A 22644-nucleotide genomic window follows, 5' to 3' on the forward strand; every position below is an offset into this window, starting at 1 on the left:
GCCCGTTCGTCTATCGGCTAGGACGCATGGTTTTCATCCATGTAAGAGGGGTTCGATTCCCCTACGGGCTACGAATTAAAAAATTAATTGCAAGTTTAGAGTGAAAGCTATAAATTTGCAATCCTTGGAAAAGGAAAAAAGGCCCGTTCGTCTATCGGCTAGGACGCATGGTTTTCATCCATGTAAGAGGGGTTCGATTCCCCTACGGGCTACGAATTTTATAATAAAGAAATTTAACAAAGAGAAGATGGCAAATCATAAGTCAGCATTAAAGAGAATTAGAAATAGTGAGACTAAACGTCTTAGAAATAAATATCAGCATAAAACTACACGTAATGCTATTAAAAAATTACGTGAAGCTGATAAGAAAGAAGCTGAGGCTTTGTTTCCTTCTGTAGTTTCTATGATTGATAGATTAGCAAAACGTAATATTATCCATGATAATAAAGCTGCTAATATAAAATCTAAGTTAGCTAAATACGTAGCAGCTCTTTAATTAAAAGAGTTTTAAGATATTGGAGCTTCTTCACTTATGTGGAGAGGCTTTTTTTGTTATTCTTTTATAACAAAAGAAAGGTAGGATTAATTAGGGATCATTTCTAAAAGTTGTGTGTGAATTAAAATAAGAATAAGATCTTTGCTAAAAAAAAGGAAAGATTGGATCCATATATTGATTTATTAAGGTTTGTTTTGCCAGAATTATTGGTCACTCATTTTGATTTAGCAAATAGCGCTACTAAAGACAAGGTTCTTCATTTATATTTTGAAGAGAAAAAAGATATTCCGGAAGAGTTTTCTTCTGGAATTGTTATTTCTCACGGTTTTCATAAAGAGATTAAGGATTAAGACTAGGTATTCTATTTGTTTTTCTCCTCAATCCAGCGCGACATAAATTCTGTACTTCGCATTGTGTGGTATTGTAACATGGATCCTATAAAGTTTTTGGAACGATGGCTTTTTAAGTTGTTCTGTAGTTCAGTTATGTGTCGAATAAATTGATTACTATATTTTTCTTTCTGAAATAGTGTATTAATGATTTCTATACCATTTTGTTGTGCTTGATGCCAAATGTTTTGATTGTTGTATAGTTTTATAGCGGCATTTGCAAATTCTTCTGGTTTGTCTTTAATAAATCCATTCCAGTCAGAGTCTTCTCCGAGCATACCTTCTGCTCCAATTGTTGAGGTAACGCTAGGAGTTCCACATAACATTGCTTCTGCTAATTTACCTTTGATTCCTGCTCCAAAACGTAAGGGGGCAAGGCATACACGTGCTTGTTTCATAACTTCTTGCGCATTTTTTACCCAGCCTTTGATGTGGAAGCCTTGCTGTGGATTGTGCAATTGTGTTGCTTTTGGAGGAGGGTAAGCGCCATATATGTGTAACTCTACTTCAGGTAATTGTTTTCTTATTAACGGCCAGATAGTTTCTTTAAGATATAGAACACTATTCCAGTTCGGTTCATGACGAAAATTTCCTATAGTTATAAAATCATTTCTTTTGCTAAATACGGGCCACTTTTGTTTTGTTTCTTCTGTAATTGAGTCTATGAGAAAAGGAAGGTAGTGTACTAGCTTTTCGTTGATGTTGAATTCCGTTTTTAATAAGTTTGTTTCGAAATCAGAAATAATTAAAGAGAGGTCGCAGCGATAGATACTGGCAATTTCTCTTTTTGCGATATCGCTATTCTTTAAATCTGAATAGTTAAATATAGTTCCTGCTTTAAATATTTCTTGCCTTGTTTTCCGAAGACTGTGCAAATCCTCTGTATTTAAAATTCTAAGAGTATTTGGAAGGTGTTTTGCAACCCTCCATCCGAATTGTTCTTCTGTCATGAATCTATCAAACACTACAATGTTAGGGTTTAATTTACTAATGAAATTATCAAAATCATTATTATTAATTTCGATGTTGGCTTTAGTGACACCAAGTGTTTCGATGTTATGCATGTGATTACTTTCTGCGGCTGCGCTTGCAAAAGTAATTTTCCAATCTTCGGATAAGAATAGTTGTATTAGTTGTAGCATTCGGGTTCCTGCTGCCGATGAATTAGGTTCTGGCCAGACACTGCCTATGATGAGAATGCTGTTCATTTGTTGTTCTTATAAAAATAAAAAAAGCCTCAGAAATTTCTGAGGCTATAATATTATGTAAAAAAAATAAATTTATGACAGTTTAGAAAACATTGTCTCCATTTTTTCTTTTTCTTCTTGTGCTAAAGCTTGGTCTACTAGTATACGGCCACTATGCTCATCAGTAATGATTTTTTTACGAGAAGCAATCTCCATCTGAACTTGTGGAGGAATTGTAAAGAAGGAACCTCCAGAAGCTCCACGTTCAATCGGCACAACTGCTAGTCCATTCTTCACATTATTTCTGATTCTGTTATAAGCAGCTACTAATCTTTCTTCTATTTGTTTTTGAAAATCTTCAGACTTAGCTATTAAAGCTTGCTCTTCTTTTTCAGTTTCTGCAAGGATGGCATCAAGCTCACCTTTTTTATGACTAAGGTGTTTGTTTCTTTCGGAAAGACGTTCTTTAGTCTGATCGATGATCTCATTTTTCTGAACTATCTGTGCTTTAAACTCCTTAATATGTTTATCAGATAACTCAATTTCTAGTTCCTGAAACTCTATTTCTTTACTAAGAGAGTTGTATTCACGATTGTTTCGTACATTTTTTTGTTGCTCTCCGTATTTTTTGATTAAAGATTTAGCTTCTTCGATTAGGTTTTTCTTAGTCTTGATGCTTTCGTCGATAGTTTCAAGATCTACGTTTAATTTTTCTAATCTTTTGTTTAATCCGGCTACTTCATCTTCGAGATCTTCAACTTCTAATGGAAGCTCTCCACGCACGTTTCTAATCTCATCAACTCTAGAGTCAATTAATTGCAAATCGTATAATGCTCTTAATTTTTGCTCAACAGTAACTTCTTTCTTTGCCATATTTTAGATGTATTGAATGGGATTGGTGTTTTTATCCGATAAAATGATTGCAAAATTACTAATTTTTTTTCTAAGATAGCTAACAATTAGGTTTTTTGTGTACTGTTCACTTTCATAATGACCAATATCCGCTAGAATAAGCTTATTTTCTGCTTCATAAAACTGATGATATTTCAGGTCAGCTGTTATAAACATATCTGCTCCAGCGTTTTGGGCGTTTTTAATAGCAAAACTACCACTGCCACCTAATACAGCAACTTTTCTAATTGGTTTGTCTAGCAATGCAGAATGTCTAACACAGCCCGTTCGGAAAATTTCTTTGATATGCCTTAAAAATGCAATCTCATTCATTTCTTCGGGTAGCTCACCAATCATTCCCATGCCAATATGTTGGTTTCCGTTTTCTAAAGTCGTGATTTCGTAAGCAACTTCTTCATAAGAGTGATGATCCATTAACGCTTTTAAAATTTTATTTTCATTGTGTTTAGGGTAGGTAATCTGTATTTGAGTTTCGTTTTCATAATGCGTTTTACCGATTTGCCCGATAGATGGTTTTGCGTTTTCCAAAGCTCTAAAAGTTCCAGTTCCATCTGATGAAAAACTACAATGATCATAATTGCCAATAGTGCCAGCTCCTGCATCGAATAGTTTAGATCGTAACGAATCAGCTTCTTTATTAGGTGCAAACGTGACTAACTTTTTTATGTTTCCGCTTTGCGGAATTAGAATTTTTCGATTCAATAATCCTAGTTGTTCACAAATCATATCATTTACTCCGTGTAAGGCATTGTCAAGTGCTGTATGGATAGCGAAAATAGCTATGTCATGCTTGATGGCTTTCATAACCACACGCTCTACATAAGTATTGCCGTTAAATTTTTTAATGCCTTTGAAAACTATTGGATGGAAACTAACAATAAGATTGCAATCTTTTTCTATAGCTTCGTCTATGATAATTTCTAAAGTGTCTAGTGTAACAAGAATTCCTGTAACAGTTGTGTTTTTATCTCCAACTAATAACCCTACGTTGTCAAAATCTTCAGCGTAGTTCGTTGGAGCTAAAGTTTCAAGGTGTTGTATGACCTCTTTAATCTGCATTTGCGAATGTTTTTAAATATAAATTGAATGTAAAAAAACTTTTGCCAATAATCAAAGTTTCGTTTTATACATTTGTCATTAGAATATTATAAATAGTAAGTATAAGCGTTTGAATTTATTACGAAAAATACTTTTACCGATTGTCCCTGTCTACTATTTCGTGACTTGGTTACGTAATAAATTGTATGATTTAGGAATGAAAAAATCAGTTTCATATGATTTTCCGGTGATCGCAGTGGGTAATTTAAGTGTTGGTGGAACTGGTAAATCACCTATGGTTGAGTATCTTATTCGATTGCTAAAGGATAAAGTAGCGCTAGCAACACTTAGTAGGGGTTATAAAAGAGAAACTAAAGGATTTCTGGAGGTGCAAGTCAATGCTACTGCAAAAGAGGTAGGGGATGAGCCATTACAGTTTAAAACTAAATTTACTAATGTTATAGTGGCTGTTGATGGAGACAGGCGTAATGGTATAAAGAACTTAAAAACCCAGAATCCTAATCTTGAAGTTATTTTGTTAGATGATGCTTATCAGCATCGTAAAGTGAAAGCAGGATTTTATATTTTACTTACTCCATATTATGATTTGTATTGTAATGATATAGTATTACCTACAGGAAATTTAAGAGAACCTAGAAGTGGTGCAGATCGTGCGGATACTATTGTGGTTACCAAATGTCCGAATAATTTAGGAGATGAAACCATGGGGAAAATTGAAAAGAAATTAAGAGTAAAACCTTCTCAGACATTGTTGTTTTCTACAATTGATTATGGAGATAATATTGTTAATGCATCGGGCAAGCGATTATTAGATACTCTCAAAAAAACTTCGTTCACCTTGGTTACGGGAATCGCTAACCCAAAACCTTTAATAGATTATTATCATTCTTTAGGTCTTAATTTTAGTCATATTAATTATCCGGATCATCATAACTTTACAGATGCTGAACTTGATCAGTTAAAAAAGCATACATTCATAATTACTACAGAAAAGGATTATGTAAGGTTAGCTCCTAATTTTTCTGAAGACGTATTATGGTATCAACCAATTGAGATGAAATTTATCAAAAACCGAAATGTTTTTGATAGTAGGATATTAAGTTATATAAAAAAATGAGGTCATATACGTGACCTCATTTTATATATTTTGGCTAACTCAAACAAAGAAAATAAAGATCTCTTATGCTGAGTTATATGCTAATCAATAGATATGCCAAACCTTTAAGAAGTGGTTTGTTTTTTTGACAAAGCTTTATGTAATTTAGTAAAAAACTCTTCCGTTTTATATGGTTTCGGAATGATGTCATTGAAGCCATTATTATAGAATTCATCTAAATTATCATCCAGTGTCACGGCGGTTAATGCTACAATAGGAATTTCTGTATTAAATTCTCTAATTTGTTTTGTTGCTTCGATTCCACTTATTCCTGGCATATGAATATCCATAAGGACTAAATCAAACTCACTATTTTTTACTTTATTGACAGCAATATCACCATTGTCAGCTACATCACAGATCATTTTATTTTTTTCTAAAATCTTTCTAGTTATAAGTTGATTGATTTTGTTGTCTTCTACAACTAGAACTCTTTTGTCTACCATTACACTATAATCGATCTTTTTTGCTTCTTCTTGATAATTAGAGATAACATCTTCAAACACTTCAAATTTAAGATCAAAATGAAATCTGGATCCTTGTCCTAATTCACTTTCTAATTTGATTTCGCTATCCATTAGCGATAGTAGGTTCTTAACTATTGATAATCCTAAGCCAGTACCTCCAAATTTTCTATTAATCTGAACGGATCCTTGTGTGAAGTTTTCGAAAATACTCAGTTGCTTTTTATCAGATATACCAACTCCGTTATCTTTGATTTCGAAATTAAGAAAAACCTTATTTTCAATATGGTTGATCATCTTAACCTTAATCCAAATATCTCCATTTTGAGTAAACTTAATAGAGTTTCCTATAAGATTGATGAGAATTTGTGAGATCTTCAGAGGATCTCCTTTAAGCTTAGTAGGTATTGATTTATCAAATTCGTAATGAAGGTTGTTATTACGATCTTTTGCTGACTTTCCTAAGGCTATTAAAACATCATTAATTCTTTTCTGTAGATTAAACGAAGTGTTTTCTATCTCCACTTTGTTTGCTTCTAGTTTGTTTAAGTCTAGGATATTATTGATTAAAGAAAGTAGGTATTCTCCAGAAAATTTAAGAGAATTTAGGTGTTCTTTTTGATTAGGAGTAGGGCTTTCTTCGAGCAATAAATGGGTTAATCCTGTAACCGCATATAAGGGCGTTCGTAGTTCGTGTGTAATAGTGGATAAGAATTGAACTTTTGCTTCACTAGCTCGTTCTGCATTTTCTTTTGCCAAAATTAGTTCTGTATTTTTATTTTGCAGCAGTTCATTGGCTCTTGCTCTCAAGTTGTTGTTTTTGTATAGAGAAAGAGTAAGAAGTGATAGAATTGTTATTAGTGCAATACTTAAAATAGTGGTAAGTCGTCCAAGTTTAAGTGACTTTTGCTGTTGTTTGTTTTCTTCTGTAAGCTCTTCTATTTTAACTTTATCATCACCTAGACCTAATTTTGCTCTTGCGTCTTGGGCAATTATTTCTTTGTTAATGTTAAATAAAGAATCTTTGAATTGTTGATGAGATCTTAAATTGGCAAGCGATGTTTCGAATTCTTCTTTCTTTTCGTAGATCTGGCTATACAATTGAAAACTTTCTGATTGTATTTCGAAATATCCCATTTCAGAACCTATCTGCATTGCTAAATCATTAGTCGCTATAGCATCATCTAATGAATCTAGTGCCATTTGAGCTCTTGCCTTATTTGTGTAGAGTTTTGCTTTATAATAAGATTGTTCGAGAAAATCAACTTTCGGAAGCCCACTATTAAAATGTTTGATTGCTACTTCTGGTTGATTCATTTCTAGGGCTAAAAGACCTGCATTAATTTTTGCAGGGCCTTCCAATCTTTCCAGATTGTTTTTCTCAATTAATGAGTATGCAAGTTCCAGATGTTTTTTAGCATTTTCGAAATCTTTAAGCTTTGTGTGTATTGATCCACAGACATTATAGGAATTAGCTAACGCAATTTCATCTTCCTGCTCAATTTGGATCTCTATTGCACTTGTTATTTGTTCTTTTGCACTTTTGAGATCACCTAATTCCAGATATAGTTCTGCTAAAACTCGATTTGTTTTAGCTCTATATGTTTTATTTTGATTTTCTACGGCAAGTTCTTTCGCTAGCGTGATATTTTCTAAAGCAGTCGCTAATTGAGCTGTATTTATAGCATAAGAAGCTTTGGTTAGATAATTCTCAATAGAATCCTTAACTCCCCTGTTTTCTTGGATTTCTCCAGTTTGTGAAGAAGCCATGAAGCTACAACTAAGTAAAAGTATAAATATAAAATGTTTGATTTGGGTTGGCATTTTCCTTGAAATAACTCAACTAATATAGTTATTTCTTACAAATGTTGATAATTAAATCTATTATTCTGTTACTATATCCTATTTCATTATCATACCAACCTATAATTTTAACCATTTTTCCGATAACTGAAGTCATTAGAGAGTCGAAAACACAAGAATGTGGATTTCCTATGATATCTACGGATACAATTGGATCTTCTGTGTAGGCTAAAATACCTTTTAGATGAGATTCTGAAGCATTCTTAAAAGCAATATTAATTTCTTCTATAGAAATTTCTTTTTTTACATTAAATGTTATATCAGTTAGTGATCCATCCGGAACAGGAACCCTAATCCCACATCCTCCTATAACATTACTCAATTTTGGAAAAATCTTTGTTAATGCTTTTGCTGCTCCAGTTGTCGTGGGGACTATGGATTGACTTGCAGCTCGAGCTCTTCTTAGATCTCTATGGGGTTGATCATGTAAACTTTGATCGGTTGTATAACTATGAACTGTTGTTATGTACGCTTGCTCAATACCACAAAGTTCATCTATTACTTTGATCATTGGAGCAGCATTATTGGTTGTGCAAGATGCATTAGATATAATGGTCTCCTTGCCATTGAGAATATGTTCATTGACACCTAATACAATAGTTTTTATGGAATCTTCTAGGGGAGGAGCTGAAAGAATTACCTTTTTGGCTCCTGCAGTAATATGTTGTTGAACAGCTTCTTTAGTTTTAAATTTTCCTGTTGCTTCTACTACGATATCAATATTGTGTTTTTTCCAGTTGCAGTCACCAGGATGTTTTTCGTTTAGTAAAGGGATTAATTTGTTATTAACTACAACGGAATTGTCTTTATGAGATATATCATGAGTCACAACTCCATGTATACTGTCGTATTTAAGAAGATGGCTTAGTGTTTTGGCATCGGCAAGATCATTTATCGCTACAACTTCGATATCTGGATGATTGATTAATAATCTAAAAAGATTACGACCGATTCTTCCAAATCCGTTAATAGCTACTCTTATGGGTGTGTTCATTACTGATTACTTGTAAAAAAATTAAGTCAGGTGCTTTTGAGCTTTATAAGAAGAGCGAACCAAAGCTCCACTTTCTACATGTCTGAAGCCCATTTCTAACCCTATCTCTTCGTATTTTTTAAATTGATCTGGTGTAATGAATTGTTTTACTGGTAAATGTTTTTTGCTCGGTTGTAGGTATTGTCCGATAGTTACGATATCAAGATTTACGGCTCTTAAGTCTTTAAGAACTTGTATAACTTCTTCTTCAGTTTCACCAAGACCTAGCATGATTCCACTTTTTGTACGATTGATACCGTTATCCTTTAGGTATTTAAGAACCTGAAGGCTTTGTTCATATTTAGCCTGAATACGGACTTCTCTTGTAAGTCTTTTCACTGTTTCCATATTATGTGAAACAACTTCTGGTTTTACAGCAATAATCCTATCGATGTTTTTGGTCTTCCCTTGGAAATCAGGGATTAAAGTTTCTAAGGTAGTTTCTGGATTCATTCGACGAATTGCCTGAATCGTTTCTGCCCAGATAATTGATCCTCCATCTGCTAAATCATCTCTATCCACAGAGGTTACCACGGCATGTTTAATATTCATAATTTTAATAGAACGGGCAACTTTTTCAGGTTCTTCCCAATCTACAGTTTCTGGTCTTCCTGTTTTTACACCACAAAAACCGCAAGATCTGGTACAGATATTACCTAGTATCATGAAAGTAGCAGTACCTTCACTCCAACATTCGCCCATATTAGGGCAACTTCCTGAAGTACATATCGTATGTAAATTATATTTATCGACTAAACCACGAAGTTCGGTATATTTTTTTCCGGTTGGTAATTTTACCCGTAACCATTTTGGTTTTCCTTTTGGAGGAGCTACAGTAGTAACGTCATTATTCATACTCAGCAATATTTTGCACAAAAATACAAAGAAAGCTTAGATTAAAATATAGTTTTAGATATTCTTCTGGATTTTGGTTTGGTTCTTATAAATCTAATTGTAATGATCAGAATCTTATATGTTATCATGAGGATTATCTAGAAGTTTTGATTTTCTAATAACCTTGTTTTGGTAGTATTATCCTTACAAAACACACTTCGGAGGGAATTTTTAGATAAAAAAAATTGAGAATTATGAAATTAGTAATTGTTTAATTTTTTTAGAAAACGATAAAATGTTTTAAATTGATTTTCAAGCAATTATATTGGTTTTGGTTTAAACATTGATGACGTTTTCAGGGATATTTTCTTTGGTATCTTGAATAAAAATTATGGTAAAACCGTATTTTTTTTGCGGTTTTTGTGCATAATATGATTTCTTTTCATATTTTTGGCTTACATAATTTTGAGTAGAAATACTTTAAATCATGGTTAAAATTAGCTTAACCCCATTTTTTATTCATTAAAAAAAAGTTAAAAAACCAAACACAAATGTCAAAAGAAGATTTAGAACAACAGAAACAATTACAAAAAAACAGGAAACGAGTAGAAAAGTGGTTAATTAGTAATCAGAATTTTATTAATATAACCGGTATTGAAAAAGAAATATCTGCTCCTAAAGGACTCGTACAGAAATTTATTAAATACGATAAGAAAATAAACGATAAATGGATTAATCCATTACACGAGGTCTTAAAAAGAATAGCCACTTTTAGCCTTAGATAGATTAAAGTGATTTATTAAGAAGAACAAAAAGAGAGTTAATTAGATTTTTGAAATCTAATTAACTCTCTTTTTTATTGGTAATAATTTCTGCAAGAAGTTTTCTGGCTCTTAGTAATTTTACCTTTACATTATTCATGGGCTCATCTAATACTTCAGAAATTTCTTTATAACTCAATTCTTGAAAATATCTTAGGTTTATAACCTCTTGATAATGTGGTTTGAGTTGTTTGATATACCTAAGTAGTTGAGCAAGATTTTGCTCGGTAATCAATTTATCTTCGGGTGTTGGTGTGTCATCTATTATTTTATAAACTACATCATCAACCTCGGTAGTTGTTTTAGAGCGGATTGATGCATTTTTTTTCCTTAATAGATCAATATGAATATTTTTAGAAATCTGGATTAACCAAGTTTTAAAATTATATTCTTCTTTAAATGTGTCTATTTTATCGAATGCTTTAGAAAAACTCTGAATAGATATATCTTCTGCTTCATACTCGTTTTGAGTTCTCTTAAGTTGAAAATTAAAGACATCATTCCAAAAAGTATCTAAAAGATAATTAAAAGATGCTTGCTTGCCTTCTTTGGCCTTATTTATGTGTTCTGATAGTGTTAATAGTTCTTTTTCCAATGAAGTGTTTTTGAATGGAAATCGTTGATCAATTATTTGGAGTGCTCTGTTTCATTACAGTTAGCATATTGATCTGGAGTCTTGCCGCACATAGAACAAGATTCACCCTCCTTGTTGAGGAAAGGGCTTTGGCTTGCGCAGGTTCCTGCAAATTTTCCATCCTTTTTGGCCCATAGTTTAATGGCAATTCCTGCAAAGGCTATTAATAGAAGACCAACTGTAAGTAATACCAGTTTCATAATTTAATACTATCTAAATTAGTGTGCAAAGATACGAAGAAAAATAGCTGAAATTATATTTTATAGAAAATTAGATTCATATTCAGACCTAAAAAAAACACGAGTAAACTTAAATTATATTTACCTCGGTTTCTAATAGGATGCCAAATTTTTCCTTAATGGTTTCTTGAATTTTTTTAGAGAGTTCTAATAGTTCCTGTCCGCTGGCATTATTATAGTTTACCAGTACTAGCGCTTGTTTAGTGTGTACGCCGGCATCACCCCAGCGTTTCCCTTTATACCCACTTTGTTCGATAAGCCATCCTGCCGGAATTTTAGTGTTATTTTTGTCTACTTGATAAAAAGGAATGTCTGGGTGCAATTTTTGAAGCTCAGCAAATTTTTTTAAAGGAATTACAGGGTTTTTAAAAAAACTTCCACTATTACCAATTTCTTTGGGATCTGGTAATTTGCTTTTACGGATAGATATGACTGCTTCTGAAACGTCTTTAATTGTTGGGGATGTAATATTTTCTTCTTTTAATGCGTTTTCAATAGCTCCGTAGCTTGTATTCAAAACATGATCTTTAGTAGTTAGCCTAAAAGTCACTTTCGTAATTATATATTTTCCTTTTAATTCGTTCTTAAAAATAGAATTTCTATATCCAAAATTGCATTCTTCTTTTGTGAAGTGTTTTTTTGCACCACTAGTAACATGAATAGCTTCGCAACTGATAAAACTATCCTTTAGTTCTACACCATATGCACCGATGTTTTGAATCGGAGCACTGCCAACATATCCAGGTATTAGCGACAGATTTTCTAAACCTCCAAAATTATTATCGATACAGAATTGAACAAAATCATGCCAGTTTTCTCCGGCATTAGCAGAAACTAACACGGAGCTATCAGATTGAATATTAGTTGTAATTCCCTTAATAGCAATGTATAAAACCAGCGCTTCTAGATTTTGAGTAAGTAACATATTGCTCCCACCACTGAGAATGAAAATGTTTTTATCCTTATGTATAGAAAGCGTCTCCGTAAGCTCTTTTTCAGAGTTGATTTTTATAAACTCTGCTGCTTTTACGTTAATACCAAATGTATTATGTTCTTTAAGAGATTTGTTACGTTCTATTTTCAAAAAAAGATGGAATTTAGATTAGCTACTATTTTCTTTTTACTTTAAGTTCCGAAATATATGATTATTTATAGTTTTATAAGGTAATATTTTCTTCGGCAACTGTAATTGCTTTCTGGTCAGTATATTTCTCTAATGCCAGTTTTAGAACATTAATAGCTTTTTTAAGATCCCTTCTGTTTAGAACATAAGCTATTCTTACTTGATTCAACCCTACATTAGGACTAGAGTAAAATCCTGAAGCAGGCGCTAACATGAGGGTTTCGTTATTTACATGAAACTCATCTAATAGCCATTTAGCAAAATGATCTGCATCTTTTATTGGTAATTCTGCAATACAATAAAAAGCCCCACTTGGCATAGCTACTTTAATACCAGGAATTTGTCTTAATCCTTCAACTAGTGTATCTCTTCTTGTCTTATATTTTGCTACAGTTTCAATATAATATGATTCTGGAGCTTCTAGTGCCGCTTCACTGGCAATTTGCGCAAAAGTAGGAGGGCTTAGTCTGGCTTGTGCAAACTTCATGGCTGTTTCCATAACACTTTTGTTTTTACTTACCATACAGCCTATTCTAGCACCACACATGCTATATCGCTTAGAAACAGAATCAACCACTATGGCGTGATCATCAAGAGCTCTTTCTTGCAAAATCGAGTAATGTTCAGAATCTCCGTATACAAACTCCCTATATACCTCATCTGAGATTAGGAATAAATCATATTTAATAGCTAGTTTGGCTAACTGCTGTATTTCTTCTTTACTATATAAATAACCTGTAGGGTTACCTGGATTACAAATAAGAATAGCCTTTGTTTTAGTTGTAATAAGCTTTTCGAATTCTTTTACCGGTGGTAATGCAAATCCATTCTCAATTTTAGAGATTACCGGCACCACAGTCACTGTTGACTGGGTAGAAAAACTGTAGTAGTTAGCATAAAACGGTTCAGGAACAATAATTTCATCACCTGGATCCGTAATACTACCCATTGTGAAAATTAATGCTTCGCTACCTCCTGTAGTGATTAAAATATCATCAGAAGATATCGTAATATCATGTTTTGCATAATATCCGGCTAATTTTTTTCTAAAACTTTCAAAACCTGCAGAGTGGCTATAGGCAAGAACATCTAATTTGTGATTTCTTACAGCATTCATGGCTTCTATGGGCGTTTTGATATCGGGTTGGCCGATATTAAGACGAAAAATATGTTTTCCTTCTTTTACCGCTTTTTCTGCAAAAGGAGCTAATTTGCGAATCGGTGATTCGGGCATCGCCTTACCTTTACTTGATATTACAGGCATTCTTTTTAATTTTTAAAATAAAATAGCAGTAAATTTCCTAAATTATTTAGGATTTAAGTTAATTATTATCATGAATTTTCAAGTATTTTTCTATATTTAGTGTAATGGAGATTTTGTACCTAGATTTTTATCATTTTCTTAAAGAAAAAGCCCTAATTCTATTTTTAATTGTTTCTTTTGCTTGTAGCGGTCAAGAGGGGTTTAAGCTACCCGATGACCTGCGTAGTGATAAGATTAAGTTTGAATTGGCTAATAATCTTATTATAATACCAGTAGAGCTTAATGGAGTTCAATTGTCTTTTATTTTAGATACAGGAGTAGGTTCTACTATTCTTTTTAGTATAGACAAAAGAGAATCTTTAGAATTAAAAAATGCTTCAAAAATTCTCCTTAGAGGATTAGGAAATGATGAACCTGCAGAGGCAATAAAATCCACAGGCAATTTATTAAAAATAGGAAATTCTTATAGTAATGATCATACTGTGTATATGATCTTTGATGAGACTATGAACTTTTCTCCTATGATGGGATTTCCAGTTCATGGGATTATAGGTTATGATTTTTTTAAAGAATTTATTCTGGATATTAATTATTCAAAAGAATTCATTAAAATATTTGATTCTAAATCCTATAAATATAAAAAATGCAAAAGATGTTACCAGACAGATTTAAATCTAAGTAATGGTAGAAAGAGACCTTTAATTAAGGCTAAATACAAAACAGATAAAGGTCTAATTGACGTAAACCTTTTATTAGATTCAGGATCTAGTTCGGCACTATGGCTGTTTGAAAACCCTGAGATTAATCTTAATGTTCCGGAAGATTCTTTTGAAGATTTTTTAGGAACAGGGTTCAATGGAGATATATATGGACAAAAAACAAAAGTTGAAAGCCTACATATAGGAGATTTTAAAATTAATGAAGTCACAGCGTCTTTTCCAGATTCTCTTTATATACAGGGAATTTCATTAAAAAACCGTCAAGGCTCTATCGGCGGTAGTGTGCTAAGAAGATTTAATATGATTATGGATTATCCTAATCAAAAGATAACTTTTAAAAAGAATAATTTTTTTTATAAACCTTTCCATTATAATATGAGTGGTCTTACCATTCAGCATAGTGGAGTAAGAGTTTCTAAAGACTATAATATACGTAAAGCTCCTTCTAAACCATCATTAGGTTTTGTAACCAAGGATAATGGTAAAATCTTGGTTAATGTTCTTAAAGCTGATGCAAGTACTTTTGTGTATTCGTTACAGCCAGAATACAGAATCACTGAGGTTAGACCAAATTCACCTGCAGCGATAGCTGGTTTATTAAAGGGAGATAAAGTACTAGGGGTAAATGGTAGAAAGTCTTATCTGTATAAACTTTCGGATTTGAATGATTTGTTTTATTCAGAAGAAGGAAAGAAAATTACAATTAAAGTAGAACGTCTTGGTGTAGAAATGAAATTTACGTTTTTTCTTAAAAAAGTCATTTAAAAAAGGCTCTACGTTAATTCGCAGAGCCTTTGTCAGTATATGTTAGTGTACTTCTAGTTCTTTTTTTCCAGAACACTTTTCGTGTCGTCAAGTACAGTACCTTTTATCTTAATAGCTTTGGTAGATTCCTCAGCATTAGAATACACTGTGATAGTTTTACGGATCGGTCCAACTCTTTTTGTATCATATTTCACTTCTATAACTCCTGTTGCTCCAGGTTCAATTGGGTCTTCAGGTTTTTTAGGGATGGTACATCCGCAACTAGAATATACTCTGGAAATGATCAATGGAGCATTTCCTGTATTTGTGAACTCAAACTGGCGAATACCATCACTACCCTTGGTAATTTCCCCATAATCGATCACTTCTGATTTAAATTCGATTTTTGCTTTAGCTTCCTGGGCGTTTAGGGTAATCCCCAGAAAACCAATAAATAAAATCATCATTACATTTCTCATAACGTAGGTTTTTATAATGTGTAAAAGTAGTTACTTTTTATCCAACTTCAAAATTGCGAAAGACTTTCACGTTGTCTATATAATAATTACTTTTGCACTCTAAATTCCAAAAACCGGACCAAACTATGGCTTTAGCAGGAAAGTATGATGCAAAATCAATAGAAGATAAGTGGTATAACTACTGGATGGAGAACAATTATTTCCATTCTGAAGTTGATGAAAGAGAGGCATATACTATTGTCATTCCTCCACCAAATGTAACAGGTGTACTACATATGGGGCATATGCTTAACAATACAATACAGGATGTATTGATTAGAAGAGCTCGTCTTAAAGGGTATAATGCTTGTTGGGTTCCTGGTACTGATCACGCTTCTATTGCAACAGAGGCTAAAGTGGTAGCAAAGTTAAAAGAAGAAGGAATCGATAAAAATGACCTTACAAGAGAGGAGTTTTTAGAGCATGCCTGGGAATGGACTCATAAACATGGAGGGATTATCCTAGAACAGCTTAAAAAACTAGGAGCTTCTTGTGATTGGGAGCGTACTGCGTTTACAATGGATGAGAATTTATCTGAGTCTGTAATTAGAGTTTTTGTTGATTTGTACAATAAAGGCCTTATTTATAGAGGATATAGAATGGTTAATTGGGATCCTGAAGCTAAGACTACATTGTCTGATGAAGAGGTTATTTATGAAGAAAAACAAGGAAATCTTTATTATTTAAAGTATGAGATAGAAGGAAGTGATGATACATTAACAATTGCTACAACACGTCCGGAAACGATCATGGGAGATACTGCGATCTGTATTAATCCAAATGATACACGTTTTACGCATCTAAAAGGAAAAAAAGCAATTGTACCTGTCGCCAATAGAACTATTCCAATAATTGAAGATGAGTATGTGGATATGGAGTTTGGTACTGGATGTCTTAAGGTAACCCCTGCACACGATCAAAATGATAAGGTTTTAGGAGATAAGCATAAATTAGAGGTGATAGATATCTTTAATGATGATGCTACGCTAAATTCTTTTGGATTGCATTATGAAGGAAAGGATCGATTTGTGGTAAGAAAAGAGATTCTAAAAGAATTAGAAAGCCTAGGTATTCTGGAAAAAACAGAAACGCATCTTAATAAAGTTGGAACAAGTGAGCGTACTAAAGCTGTAATAGAACCAAAGTTGAGTGATCAGTGGTTTTTAAAAATGGAAGACTTGGCCAAACCTGCTTTGGATGCGGTTATAGAAAAAGATGTGAATCTGGTTCCTGAGAAATTTATCAATACATATCGTCATTGGATGGAGAATGTACGAGATTGGAATATCTCACGCCAGTTATGGTGGGGGCATCAAATTCCGGCATATTTCTATGGTGATGGTAAAGAGGATTTTGTAGTGGCGGAGAGTAAGGAAGAAGCATTGGTTTTAGCAAAAGAAAAAACCGGAAATACTTCTTTGACCGATGCTGATCTAAAACAGGATCCAGATGCTTTAGATACTTGGTTTTCATCTTGGTTATGGCCAATGAGTGTATTCAATGGTATTTTAGAGCCAGATAATAAGGAGATCAATTATTATTATCCAACCAATGATTTAGTAACGGCGCCAGAAATTTTATTCTTTTGGGTAGCAAGAATGATCATAGCAGGATACGAATATAGAAAAGAGAAACCTTTTACCAATGTGTATCTTACCGGTATTGTAAGGGATAAGCAAAGGCGAAAAATGTCTAAGTCTTTAGGTAATTCTCCTGATCCTCTAGATTTGATATCTAAATATGGAGCTGACGCTATCAGAGTTGGAATGTTATTAAGTTCTCCAGCAGGAAATGATCTAATGTTTGATGAAGATCTTTGTGATCAAGGAAGAAAGTCTTTTGTAAATAAAATACACAGTTCTTATAATTTGATTAGTGGATGGGAGATAGATTCATCCATAGAGCAACCAGAAGCTTCTAAAGTAGCAATAACCTGGTATCAATCTAAGTTTCAAAAGTCCTTAGAAGAATTAGAGGATGCTTATGCTAAATATCGAATTAGTGATGCATTGATGATTACTTATAAATTGGTTAGAGATGATTTGAGTGGTTGGTTATTGGAAATGATCAAACCTGCTTATCAAAGCCCAATTGACGGGAAAACCTATAAAGAAGTAATTGAGATATTAGAAAATACTCTGAAAATCGTACATCCTTTTGTTCCTTTTATATCAGAAGAGATTTGGCAAGATATTACTAAGAGAACTCCCGAAGAGGCATTAATCATATCAAGTTGGCCCAAGATGACTTCTGTTGATGAAAGTTTAATAAAAGAGTTCGAGATTGCTGCAGATGTGATTTCCGGAATTAGAACGATTCGTAAAGAAAAGAATATATCGTTTAAAGAAACAATAGAATTATCAATAGTGAATAATGAGAATACTCCAGCTACTTTTGATTCCGTAGTGTCTAAGCTTGGAAATATTTCTTCCTTAAGTTACGTGGATGATAAGGTTGATGGAGCGCTTTCGTTTAGAGTAAAATCTAATGAGTATTTTATTCCAATTTCTGGAGCCATTAATATCGAAGATGAGATTAAGAAACTTACAGAGGAATTGACATATACTGAAGGGTTTTTAAAATCTGTTCAGAAAAAACTCCAAAATGAACGCTTTGTAAACAATGCGCCCGAACAGGTTATTGCTAATGAACGAAAGAAAGAAGCAGATGCGGAAGCGAAAATAGCTACTTTAAAATCTAGTCTTTCTAGTTTGGGATAGTTATTAAATTGAGCAGCGGATAAAAAGCACTTTGATCTTAATGATTTAAAGTGCTTTTTTTATACGTCAGTGATATGCTTATTAACCAGTTCTATATATTTTAATTTAGCTTCTTCTGGAGTAAGGTTCTTTACTTGAAACAGTGCATTGAGTTTAAATGCATTTCTAAGCTCACTACTTCCGGATGGAGTATAAAAACCTTCTGTATATGTTGCTTGTTTATAGTACGCATAGAAATGTAGCATAACATCAGGCGGCAATTCAATTTTGGTATTGCAAGCTTTTTCAAAAGCCTTTTGGAAAGTGATATTTAATTCCTCATTGGTCATAACTATACGCTAGCGATAATACTTTCTCCTCCTTTAACTTTTTGGTTTAGCGAAACATTAATTTCTGTTCCTATTGGTAAAAATACATCTACTCTGGAGCCAAATTTAATAAACCCACTATCAGAACCTTGGGTTACTTTTTCACCTTCTTTAGCATAATTTACAATTCTTTTTGCTAATGCCCCAGCAATTTGTCGATAAAGAATCTCAACAAAGCTATTTTTTACAACAACTGTTGTTCGTTCATTTTCCTCAGATGCTTTGGGGTGCCAAGCAACAAGATATTTTCCAGGATGGTATTTGCTTAATTTTACATCTCCATTAATTGGATGTCTGGTCACGTGAACATTAATTGGAGACATAAAAATAGAAACTTGTAGTCTGTTTTCTTTGAAGTACTCTTTTTCAAACACTTCTTCTATTACTACTACTTTACCATCTACCGGAGCTACGACTGTATTGTCATTTACATCAGTATGTCTTTTTGGATTTCTAAAAAACTGTAATATTAATATCAAAAAGACCAAGGTAACCGAAAATATAGCGATGATCCATTCGTCTATCTGAATTGATACGTAAGATGCTGCATTAATACCAAGAAAAAGTACTAATGCTACTGAAATAATTTTATAACCTTCTTTATGAAACATGCTTCAATATTTGTAAAAATGCATATAAAAATGGACTAGCAAAAATAATACTATCCAAACGATCAAAAATCCCACCATGACCAGGCATTATTGATCCACTATCCTTTACTCCGGCTTGCCTTTTGAATTTAGATTGTATAAGGTCACCCAGCGTACCAAAAATACTCATAATTATACTTATAATCAACCAGATCATAATCGATAATGTGTCAGAAAATATAGCTATTAAGTATCCGGCTAATAAAGTAAAAAGAAAACCTCCCACAAATCCTTCAATAGTTTTTTTTGGAGATATACGTTCTAATAACTTATGCTTTCCAAAATTTTTACCAACCAAATAGGCAAACGTATCGTTCGTCCAAATCATTAAAAGTGGTCCCGCTACCATAATAGGATTATATTCGTTATTATAAGATGGTATAAGTGTTAAAAAAACTATTGAGGTAATAAGGTAAAATATACTGGTAAAGTATTTTCTTTTTTCGAACATAGGAATTATCCGAATTGTAATAAGATCTCTAACTAAAAATAACTGTGTGATTATAGTAAGTCCTAGAACAATTAAAGTAATTGTGTACGGTGTCTGAAAATTAGGAGTATGAAATAAGAGAAGAAATCCGATAAATATGAAGTAGAGCCAGGCTTTTTTTAAATGAATTAATTTCTGAAATTCATAAATACAAATAATACCAAAGATAAGAAATACTCCAATGAAGGTATATTTATGAATAAATATAGAAATTAATAATATCGAGATATATAAAAACCCCGATAAAGACCTTGTAAGCAGTTCCTTCATATTATAAATCTTCCAGCAGCAGCAAATATAGATTTTTTGAGCTACTTCCGTAGCTTAAGAAGTCTTTTTCTTTTTGCGGTTCGAAGTTTTTAATAGTAGTAATGTTCGAAGGAATTGAGTTTTTGTTTTTTTCTTTAATTCCTTTTAAACCTTCTCCTATAGTGTTAACTAGTTGACTTGTAGATGCTAGTATCACAAAGTTATCGGGTAGTTCAGTTAATTTTTTTTCTCTTAATTGATTAGAAGAGATAAGGATTGCTCCGCTATCTGCAATAAGATACTCGCAAGTAGCAAAAAAGAACGATGAAGGTAGTTTTTTTACATAGTTAAGATTGAATCCAGAAAATTTATGCTCCAGTCCCATATCGAAACAGCATACATCTTGTTCATACCAATCATTTTCTAAAAGGATCTTGTCAAAAGAGTCAAGTACTTCATCTTCACTATCGCAATACAGAAATTTGCCTCCATTTCTTTTGAAATTAATCATAAAGCTTTCATCAACCGGAAGATTGATTTCGGGCATGTATTTACTGCGATCTTCAGCGTGACGTTCCTTACTCTTTTGGTCTGATTTAGATTTTGAGGAAAATATTCTTCTAAATAGACTCATCTTTTAAATTCGATCGGGGATTACGGGTTAACAATACTTCCAAAGATAAAAAAATCTTAATCTAATATTCTTATTAGATTAAGATTTTTTTATTTTACTAGTAAAAATTACTATAATATACTAGGAAGGTTCTATTATTGTCTCTTCTTTTTTATCAAACGGACGCTCTCCAAAAATCTTCTCTAAATTATCTTTAAAGATAACTTCCTTCTCTAACAATACTTCTGCAAGCTCCGTTAATTTGTCCTTATTGTTTTCTAATAATTTAATAGCACGCTGATATTGTTCTTCAATAATATTGGATATCTCTTTGTCTATAAGCTCACTGGTCTGCTCACTATATGGCTTGGTAAAACCATATTCGTTTTGACCAGAAGAATCATAATATGTTAAATTTCCAATTTTATCATTAAGACCGTAGATGGTTACCATAGCACGAGCTTGTTTAGTTACTTTTTCCAAGTCGCTCAAAGCTCCTGTAGAAATTTCATTGAAGATTACTTTTTCTGCTGCACGACCTCCAAGAGTTGCACACATTTCATCTAACATTTGATTAGGACGCACAATGAGTCTTTCTTCAGGAAGATACCAGGCAGCACCCAGAGATTGACCTCTAGGAACAATAGTTACTTTTACTAATGGGGCTGCATGTTCTAGCATCCAACTAACTGTAGCGTGACCTGCTTCGTGGAATGCGATTGCACGTTTTTCTCCAGGCGTAACTATTTTGTTTTTCTTTTCTAATCCACCAACAATTCTATCTACTGCATCAAGGAAATCTTGTTTACCAACTGCTTTGTTTCCTTTACGAGCTGCGATAAGTGCGGCTTCATTACAAACATTGGCAATATCTGCACCAGAGAATCCAGGTGTTTGCTTAGATAAGAAATCTGTATCTAGTCCTTCTTCCTTTTTTAAAGGCTTAAGGTGTACTTCGAATATTTCTTTACGTTCTCTAACATCAGGTAGATCTACATATATCTGTCTGTCAAAACGACCTGCTCTCATCAAGGCTTTGTCTAATACATCAGCACGGTTAGTGGCAGCTATAACAATTACATTAGTATTTGTGCCAAAACCATCCATTTCTGTTAGAAGCTGATTTAAAGTGTTTTCTCTTTCATCATTAGATCCTGAGAAATTACTTTTTCCTCTTGCTCGACCAATAGCATCAATCTCGTCAATAAAAATAATGGCAGGAGATTTTTCTTTTGCCTGTTTAAAAAGGTCCCGGACTCTCGAAGCACCAACTCCTACAAACATTTCTACAAAATCGGATCCTGATAAAGAGAAGAAAGGTACTTTGGCTTCACCCGCTACTGCTTTTGCTAATAATGTCTTTCCTGTACCCGGAGGGCCTACTAATAATGCTCCTTTAGGTATTTTTCCTCCTAATGAGGTATATTTTTCAGGATTTTTTAGAAAATCAACAATTTCCTGTACTTCTTCTTTTGCTCCCTCAAGACCAGCTACATTTTCAAAAGAAACTTTTACATCTGTATTCTGATCAAAAAGTTTTGCTTTGGATTTACCTATGTTAAAAATCTGTCCTCCAGCACCACCACCAGCACCACCACTCATTCTTCGCATAATGAATATCCATACACCAATAATTAGTGCAAATGGAAGTAGAGTGATAAAAAGATCGCCCCACATGTTGCTTTCGGTGTCATAACCTACTTCGGTAGATACGCCATTATCGCTTTTGATTCTAGCAATTTCATTCTCAAAGTTTTGTAAATCTCCAAATTCGAATTCATAATCAGGGTCATTAGGACTCTGAGGTAAGATAGAATTCTTTTTGTTTTTGGAATGTTTTTCCTGGCTTTTAGCTTCTTGAGTCAGAAAAACCTTTGCTTTTCTTCTATTGATGATCAATACACGTTCTACTTCGCCATTACTTAAGAAATTATTGAAATCTGAAGGGGTGGTTTCGGGAGCTGATCCCATATTACTACCGCCTAAAAAATTTAATGCTAAAAATCCAATAATTATAATTGCATAAATCCAATATGCACTAAATTTCGGTTTTTTATTAGGTTCTACTTTTTTATTTTCTTTAGCCATTTACGCTTTTT

Annotated in this window: 22 protein-coding genes and 2 tRNA genes; 8 read left to right on the forward strand and 16 right to left on the reverse strand. The window is 33.0% G+C overall.

Annotation, left to right across the window (positions count from 1 at the left end; genetic code table 11):
• The 4 genes from Q0910_RS05815 (at window position 1) to Q0910_RS05830 (ending at window position 846) form a co-directional block, all read left to right on the forward strand.
• Window positions 1-71 (forward strand) — tRNA-Glu (locus Q0910_RS05815).
• Between the two features lie 69 nt (window positions 72-140).
• A tRNA-Glu gene (locus tag Q0910_RS05820) sits at window positions 141-212 on the forward strand.
• A 35-nt stretch (window positions 213-247) separates the two neighbouring features.
• Complete coding sequence (rpsT, locus tag Q0910_RS05825) at window positions 248-496, forward strand: 30S ribosomal protein S20 (protein WP_299213514.1); 249 nt, start codon at window positions 248-250, stop codon at window positions 494-496.
• 161 nt (window positions 497-657) lie between these two features.
• On the forward strand, window positions 658-846 hold the full coding sequence (locus tag Q0910_RS05830) for a hypothetical protein (protein ID WP_299213516.1): 189 nt from the start codon (window positions 658-660) through the stop codon (window positions 844-846).
• Between the two features lie 11 nt (window positions 847-857).
• Here Q0910_RS05830 and Q0910_RS05835 read toward each other — a convergent pair whose 3' ends face one another.
• The 3 genes from Q0910_RS05835 to Q0910_RS05845 form a co-directional block, all read right to left on the reverse strand.
• Window positions 858-2093, reverse strand: coding sequence for a glycosyltransferase (locus tag Q0910_RS05835; RefSeq protein WP_299213518.1), 1236 nt, complete (start codon window positions 2091-2093; stop codon window positions 858-860).
• 72 nt (window positions 2094-2165) lie between these two features.
• A complete protein-coding gene (locus Q0910_RS05840; protein ID WP_298543503.1) occupies window positions 2166-2945 on the reverse strand; it encodes a C4-type zinc ribbon domain-containing protein in 780 nt (259 codons plus the stop codon).
• A 3-nt stretch (window positions 2946-2948) separates the two neighbouring features.
• A complete protein-coding gene (locus tag Q0910_RS05845; protein ID WP_299213520.1) occupies window positions 2949-4043 on the reverse strand; it encodes a Nif3-like dinuclear metal center hexameric protein in 1095 nt (364 codons plus the stop codon).
• 109 nt (window positions 4044-4152) lie between these two features.
• On the opposite strand from Q0910_RS05845, the gene lpxK reads away from it, so the two are divergent.
• A complete protein-coding gene (gene lpxK / locus Q0910_RS05850) occupies window positions 4153-5160 on the forward strand; it encodes a tetraacyldisaccharide 4'-kinase (RefSeq protein WP_299213522.1) in 1008 nt (335 codons plus the stop codon).
• A 104-nt stretch (window positions 5161-5264) separates the two neighbouring features.
• On the opposite strand, the gene Q0910_RS05855 is transcribed toward lpxK, so the two are convergent.
• The 3 genes from Q0910_RS05855 to lipA all read right to left on the reverse strand — a co-directional run bounded on the left by Q0910_RS05855 (window position 5265) and on the right by lipA (window position 9414).
• Window positions 5265-7433 (reverse strand): response regulator, encoded by a 2169-nt coding sequence (locus Q0910_RS05855; RefSeq protein ID WP_299213524.1) that lies wholly within the window; start codon window positions 7431-7433, stop codon window positions 5265-5267.
• A gap of 82 nt (window positions 7434-7515) precedes the next feature.
• The gene (gene gap, locus Q0910_RS05860; RefSeq protein WP_299213526.1) at window positions 7516-8520 is read right to left on the reverse strand and encodes a type I glyceraldehyde-3-phosphate dehydrogenase; all 1005 of its coding nucleotides are present in this window, start codon (window positions 8518-8520) and stop codon (window positions 7516-7518) included.
• A 21-nt stretch (window positions 8521-8541) separates the two neighbouring features.
• Complete coding sequence (gene lipA / locus Q0910_RS05865; RefSeq protein ID WP_298318282.1) at window positions 8542-9414, reverse strand: lipoyl synthase; 873 nt, start codon at window positions 9412-9414, stop codon at window positions 8542-8544.
• A gap of 530 nt (window positions 9415-9944) precedes the next feature.
• Here lipA and Q0910_RS05870 point away from each other — a divergent pair.
• Entirely contained in the window at window positions 9945-10178 is a 234-nt protein-coding gene (locus Q0910_RS05870) for a hypothetical protein (RefSeq protein ID WP_299213528.1), read from the forward strand.
• A 58-nt stretch (window positions 10179-10236) separates the two neighbouring features.
• Here the strand turns inward: Q0910_RS05870 and Q0910_RS05875 are convergent, their stop codons facing one another.
• The 4 genes from Q0910_RS05875 to Q0910_RS05890 form a co-directional block, all read right to left on the reverse strand.
• A complete protein-coding gene (locus tag Q0910_RS05875; RefSeq protein WP_299213530.1) occupies window positions 10237-10809 on the reverse strand; it encodes a sigma-70 family RNA polymerase sigma factor in 573 nt (190 codons plus the stop codon).
• Window positions 10810-10841: 32 nt separating this feature from the next.
• Complete coding sequence (locus tag Q0910_RS05880) at window positions 10842-11048, reverse strand: membrane or secreted protein (protein WP_118461379.1); 207 nt, start codon at window positions 11046-11048, stop codon at window positions 10842-10844.
• A gap of 109 nt (window positions 11049-11157) precedes the next feature.
• Complete coding sequence (gene murB / locus Q0910_RS05885; protein WP_299213532.1) at window positions 11158-12171, reverse strand: UDP-N-acetylmuramate dehydrogenase; 1014 nt, start codon at window positions 12169-12171, stop codon at window positions 11158-11160.
• A gap of 73 nt (window positions 12172-12244) precedes the next feature.
• Window positions 12245-13474, reverse strand: a complete 1230-nt coding sequence (locus Q0910_RS05890; RefSeq protein ID WP_299213534.1) for a pyridoxal phosphate-dependent aminotransferase — start codon at window positions 13472-13474, stop codon at window positions 12245-12247.
• 104 nt (window positions 13475-13578) lie between these two features.
• Here Q0910_RS05890 and Q0910_RS05895 point away from each other — a divergent pair, with 104 nt between their 5' ends.
• The gene (locus Q0910_RS05895) at window positions 13579-14958 is read left to right on the forward strand and encodes an aspartyl protease family protein (protein ID WP_299213536.1); all 1380 of its coding nucleotides are present in this window, start codon (window positions 13579-13581) and stop codon (window positions 14956-14958) included.
• A 53-nt stretch (window positions 14959-15011) separates the two neighbouring features.
• Here the strand turns inward: Q0910_RS05895 and Q0910_RS05900 are convergent, their stop codons facing one another.
• Window positions 15012-15416 (reverse strand): DUF1573 domain-containing protein, encoded by a 405-nt coding sequence (locus Q0910_RS05900; protein WP_298318268.1) that lies wholly within the window; start codon window positions 15414-15416, stop codon window positions 15012-15014.
• Between the two features lie 125 nt (window positions 15417-15541).
• On the opposite strand from Q0910_RS05900, the gene Q0910_RS05905 reads away from it, so the two are divergent.
• On the forward strand, window positions 15542-18175 hold the full coding sequence (locus Q0910_RS05905; RefSeq protein ID WP_299213539.1) for a valine--tRNA ligase: 2634 nt from the start codon (window positions 15542-15544) through the stop codon (window positions 18173-18175).
• A gap of 59 nt (window positions 18176-18234) precedes the next feature.
• On the opposite strand, the gene Q0910_RS05910 is transcribed toward Q0910_RS05905, so the two are convergent.
• The 5 genes from Q0910_RS05910 to ftsH all read right to left on the reverse strand — a co-directional run bounded on the left by Q0910_RS05910 (window position 18235) and on the right by ftsH (window position 22633).
• Window positions 18235-18504, reverse strand: coding sequence for an acyl-CoA-binding protein (locus tag Q0910_RS05910; RefSeq protein WP_299213541.1), 270 nt, complete (start codon window positions 18502-18504; stop codon window positions 18235-18237).
• Between the two features lie 2 nt (window positions 18505-18506).
• Window positions 18507-19154 (reverse strand): phosphatidylserine decarboxylase family protein, encoded by a 648-nt coding sequence (locus Q0910_RS05915; RefSeq protein WP_299213543.1) that lies wholly within the window; start codon window positions 19152-19154, stop codon window positions 18507-18509.
• Window positions 19144-19953 carry a phosphatidate cytidylyltransferase gene (locus tag Q0910_RS05920; protein ID WP_299213545.1) on the reverse strand — a complete coding sequence of 270 codons (810 nt, stop codon included), beginning with the start codon at window positions 19951-19953 and terminating at the stop codon, window positions 19144-19146. The genes Q0910_RS05915 and Q0910_RS05920 overlap by 11 nt, the downstream gene beginning before the upstream one ends.
• Window position 19954: 1 nt before the next feature.
• Entirely contained in the window at window positions 19955-20566 is a 612-nt protein-coding gene (locus Q0910_RS05925; protein ID WP_299213547.1) for an LUD domain-containing protein, read from the reverse strand.
• Window positions 20567-20686: 120 nt separating this feature from the next.
• The gene (gene ftsH / locus Q0910_RS05930) at window positions 20687-22633 is read right to left on the reverse strand and encodes an ATP-dependent zinc metalloprotease FtsH (protein WP_299213549.1); all 1947 of its coding nucleotides are present in this window, start codon (window positions 22631-22633) and stop codon (window positions 20687-20689) included.
• Between the last annotated feature and the right edge of the window lie 11 nt (window positions 22634-22644).

The sequence above is a fragment of the uncultured Aquimarina sp. genome (assembly GCF_947495315.1).
GTDB lineage: Bacteria > Bacteroidota > Bacteroidia > Flavobacteriales > Flavobacteriaceae > Aquimarina.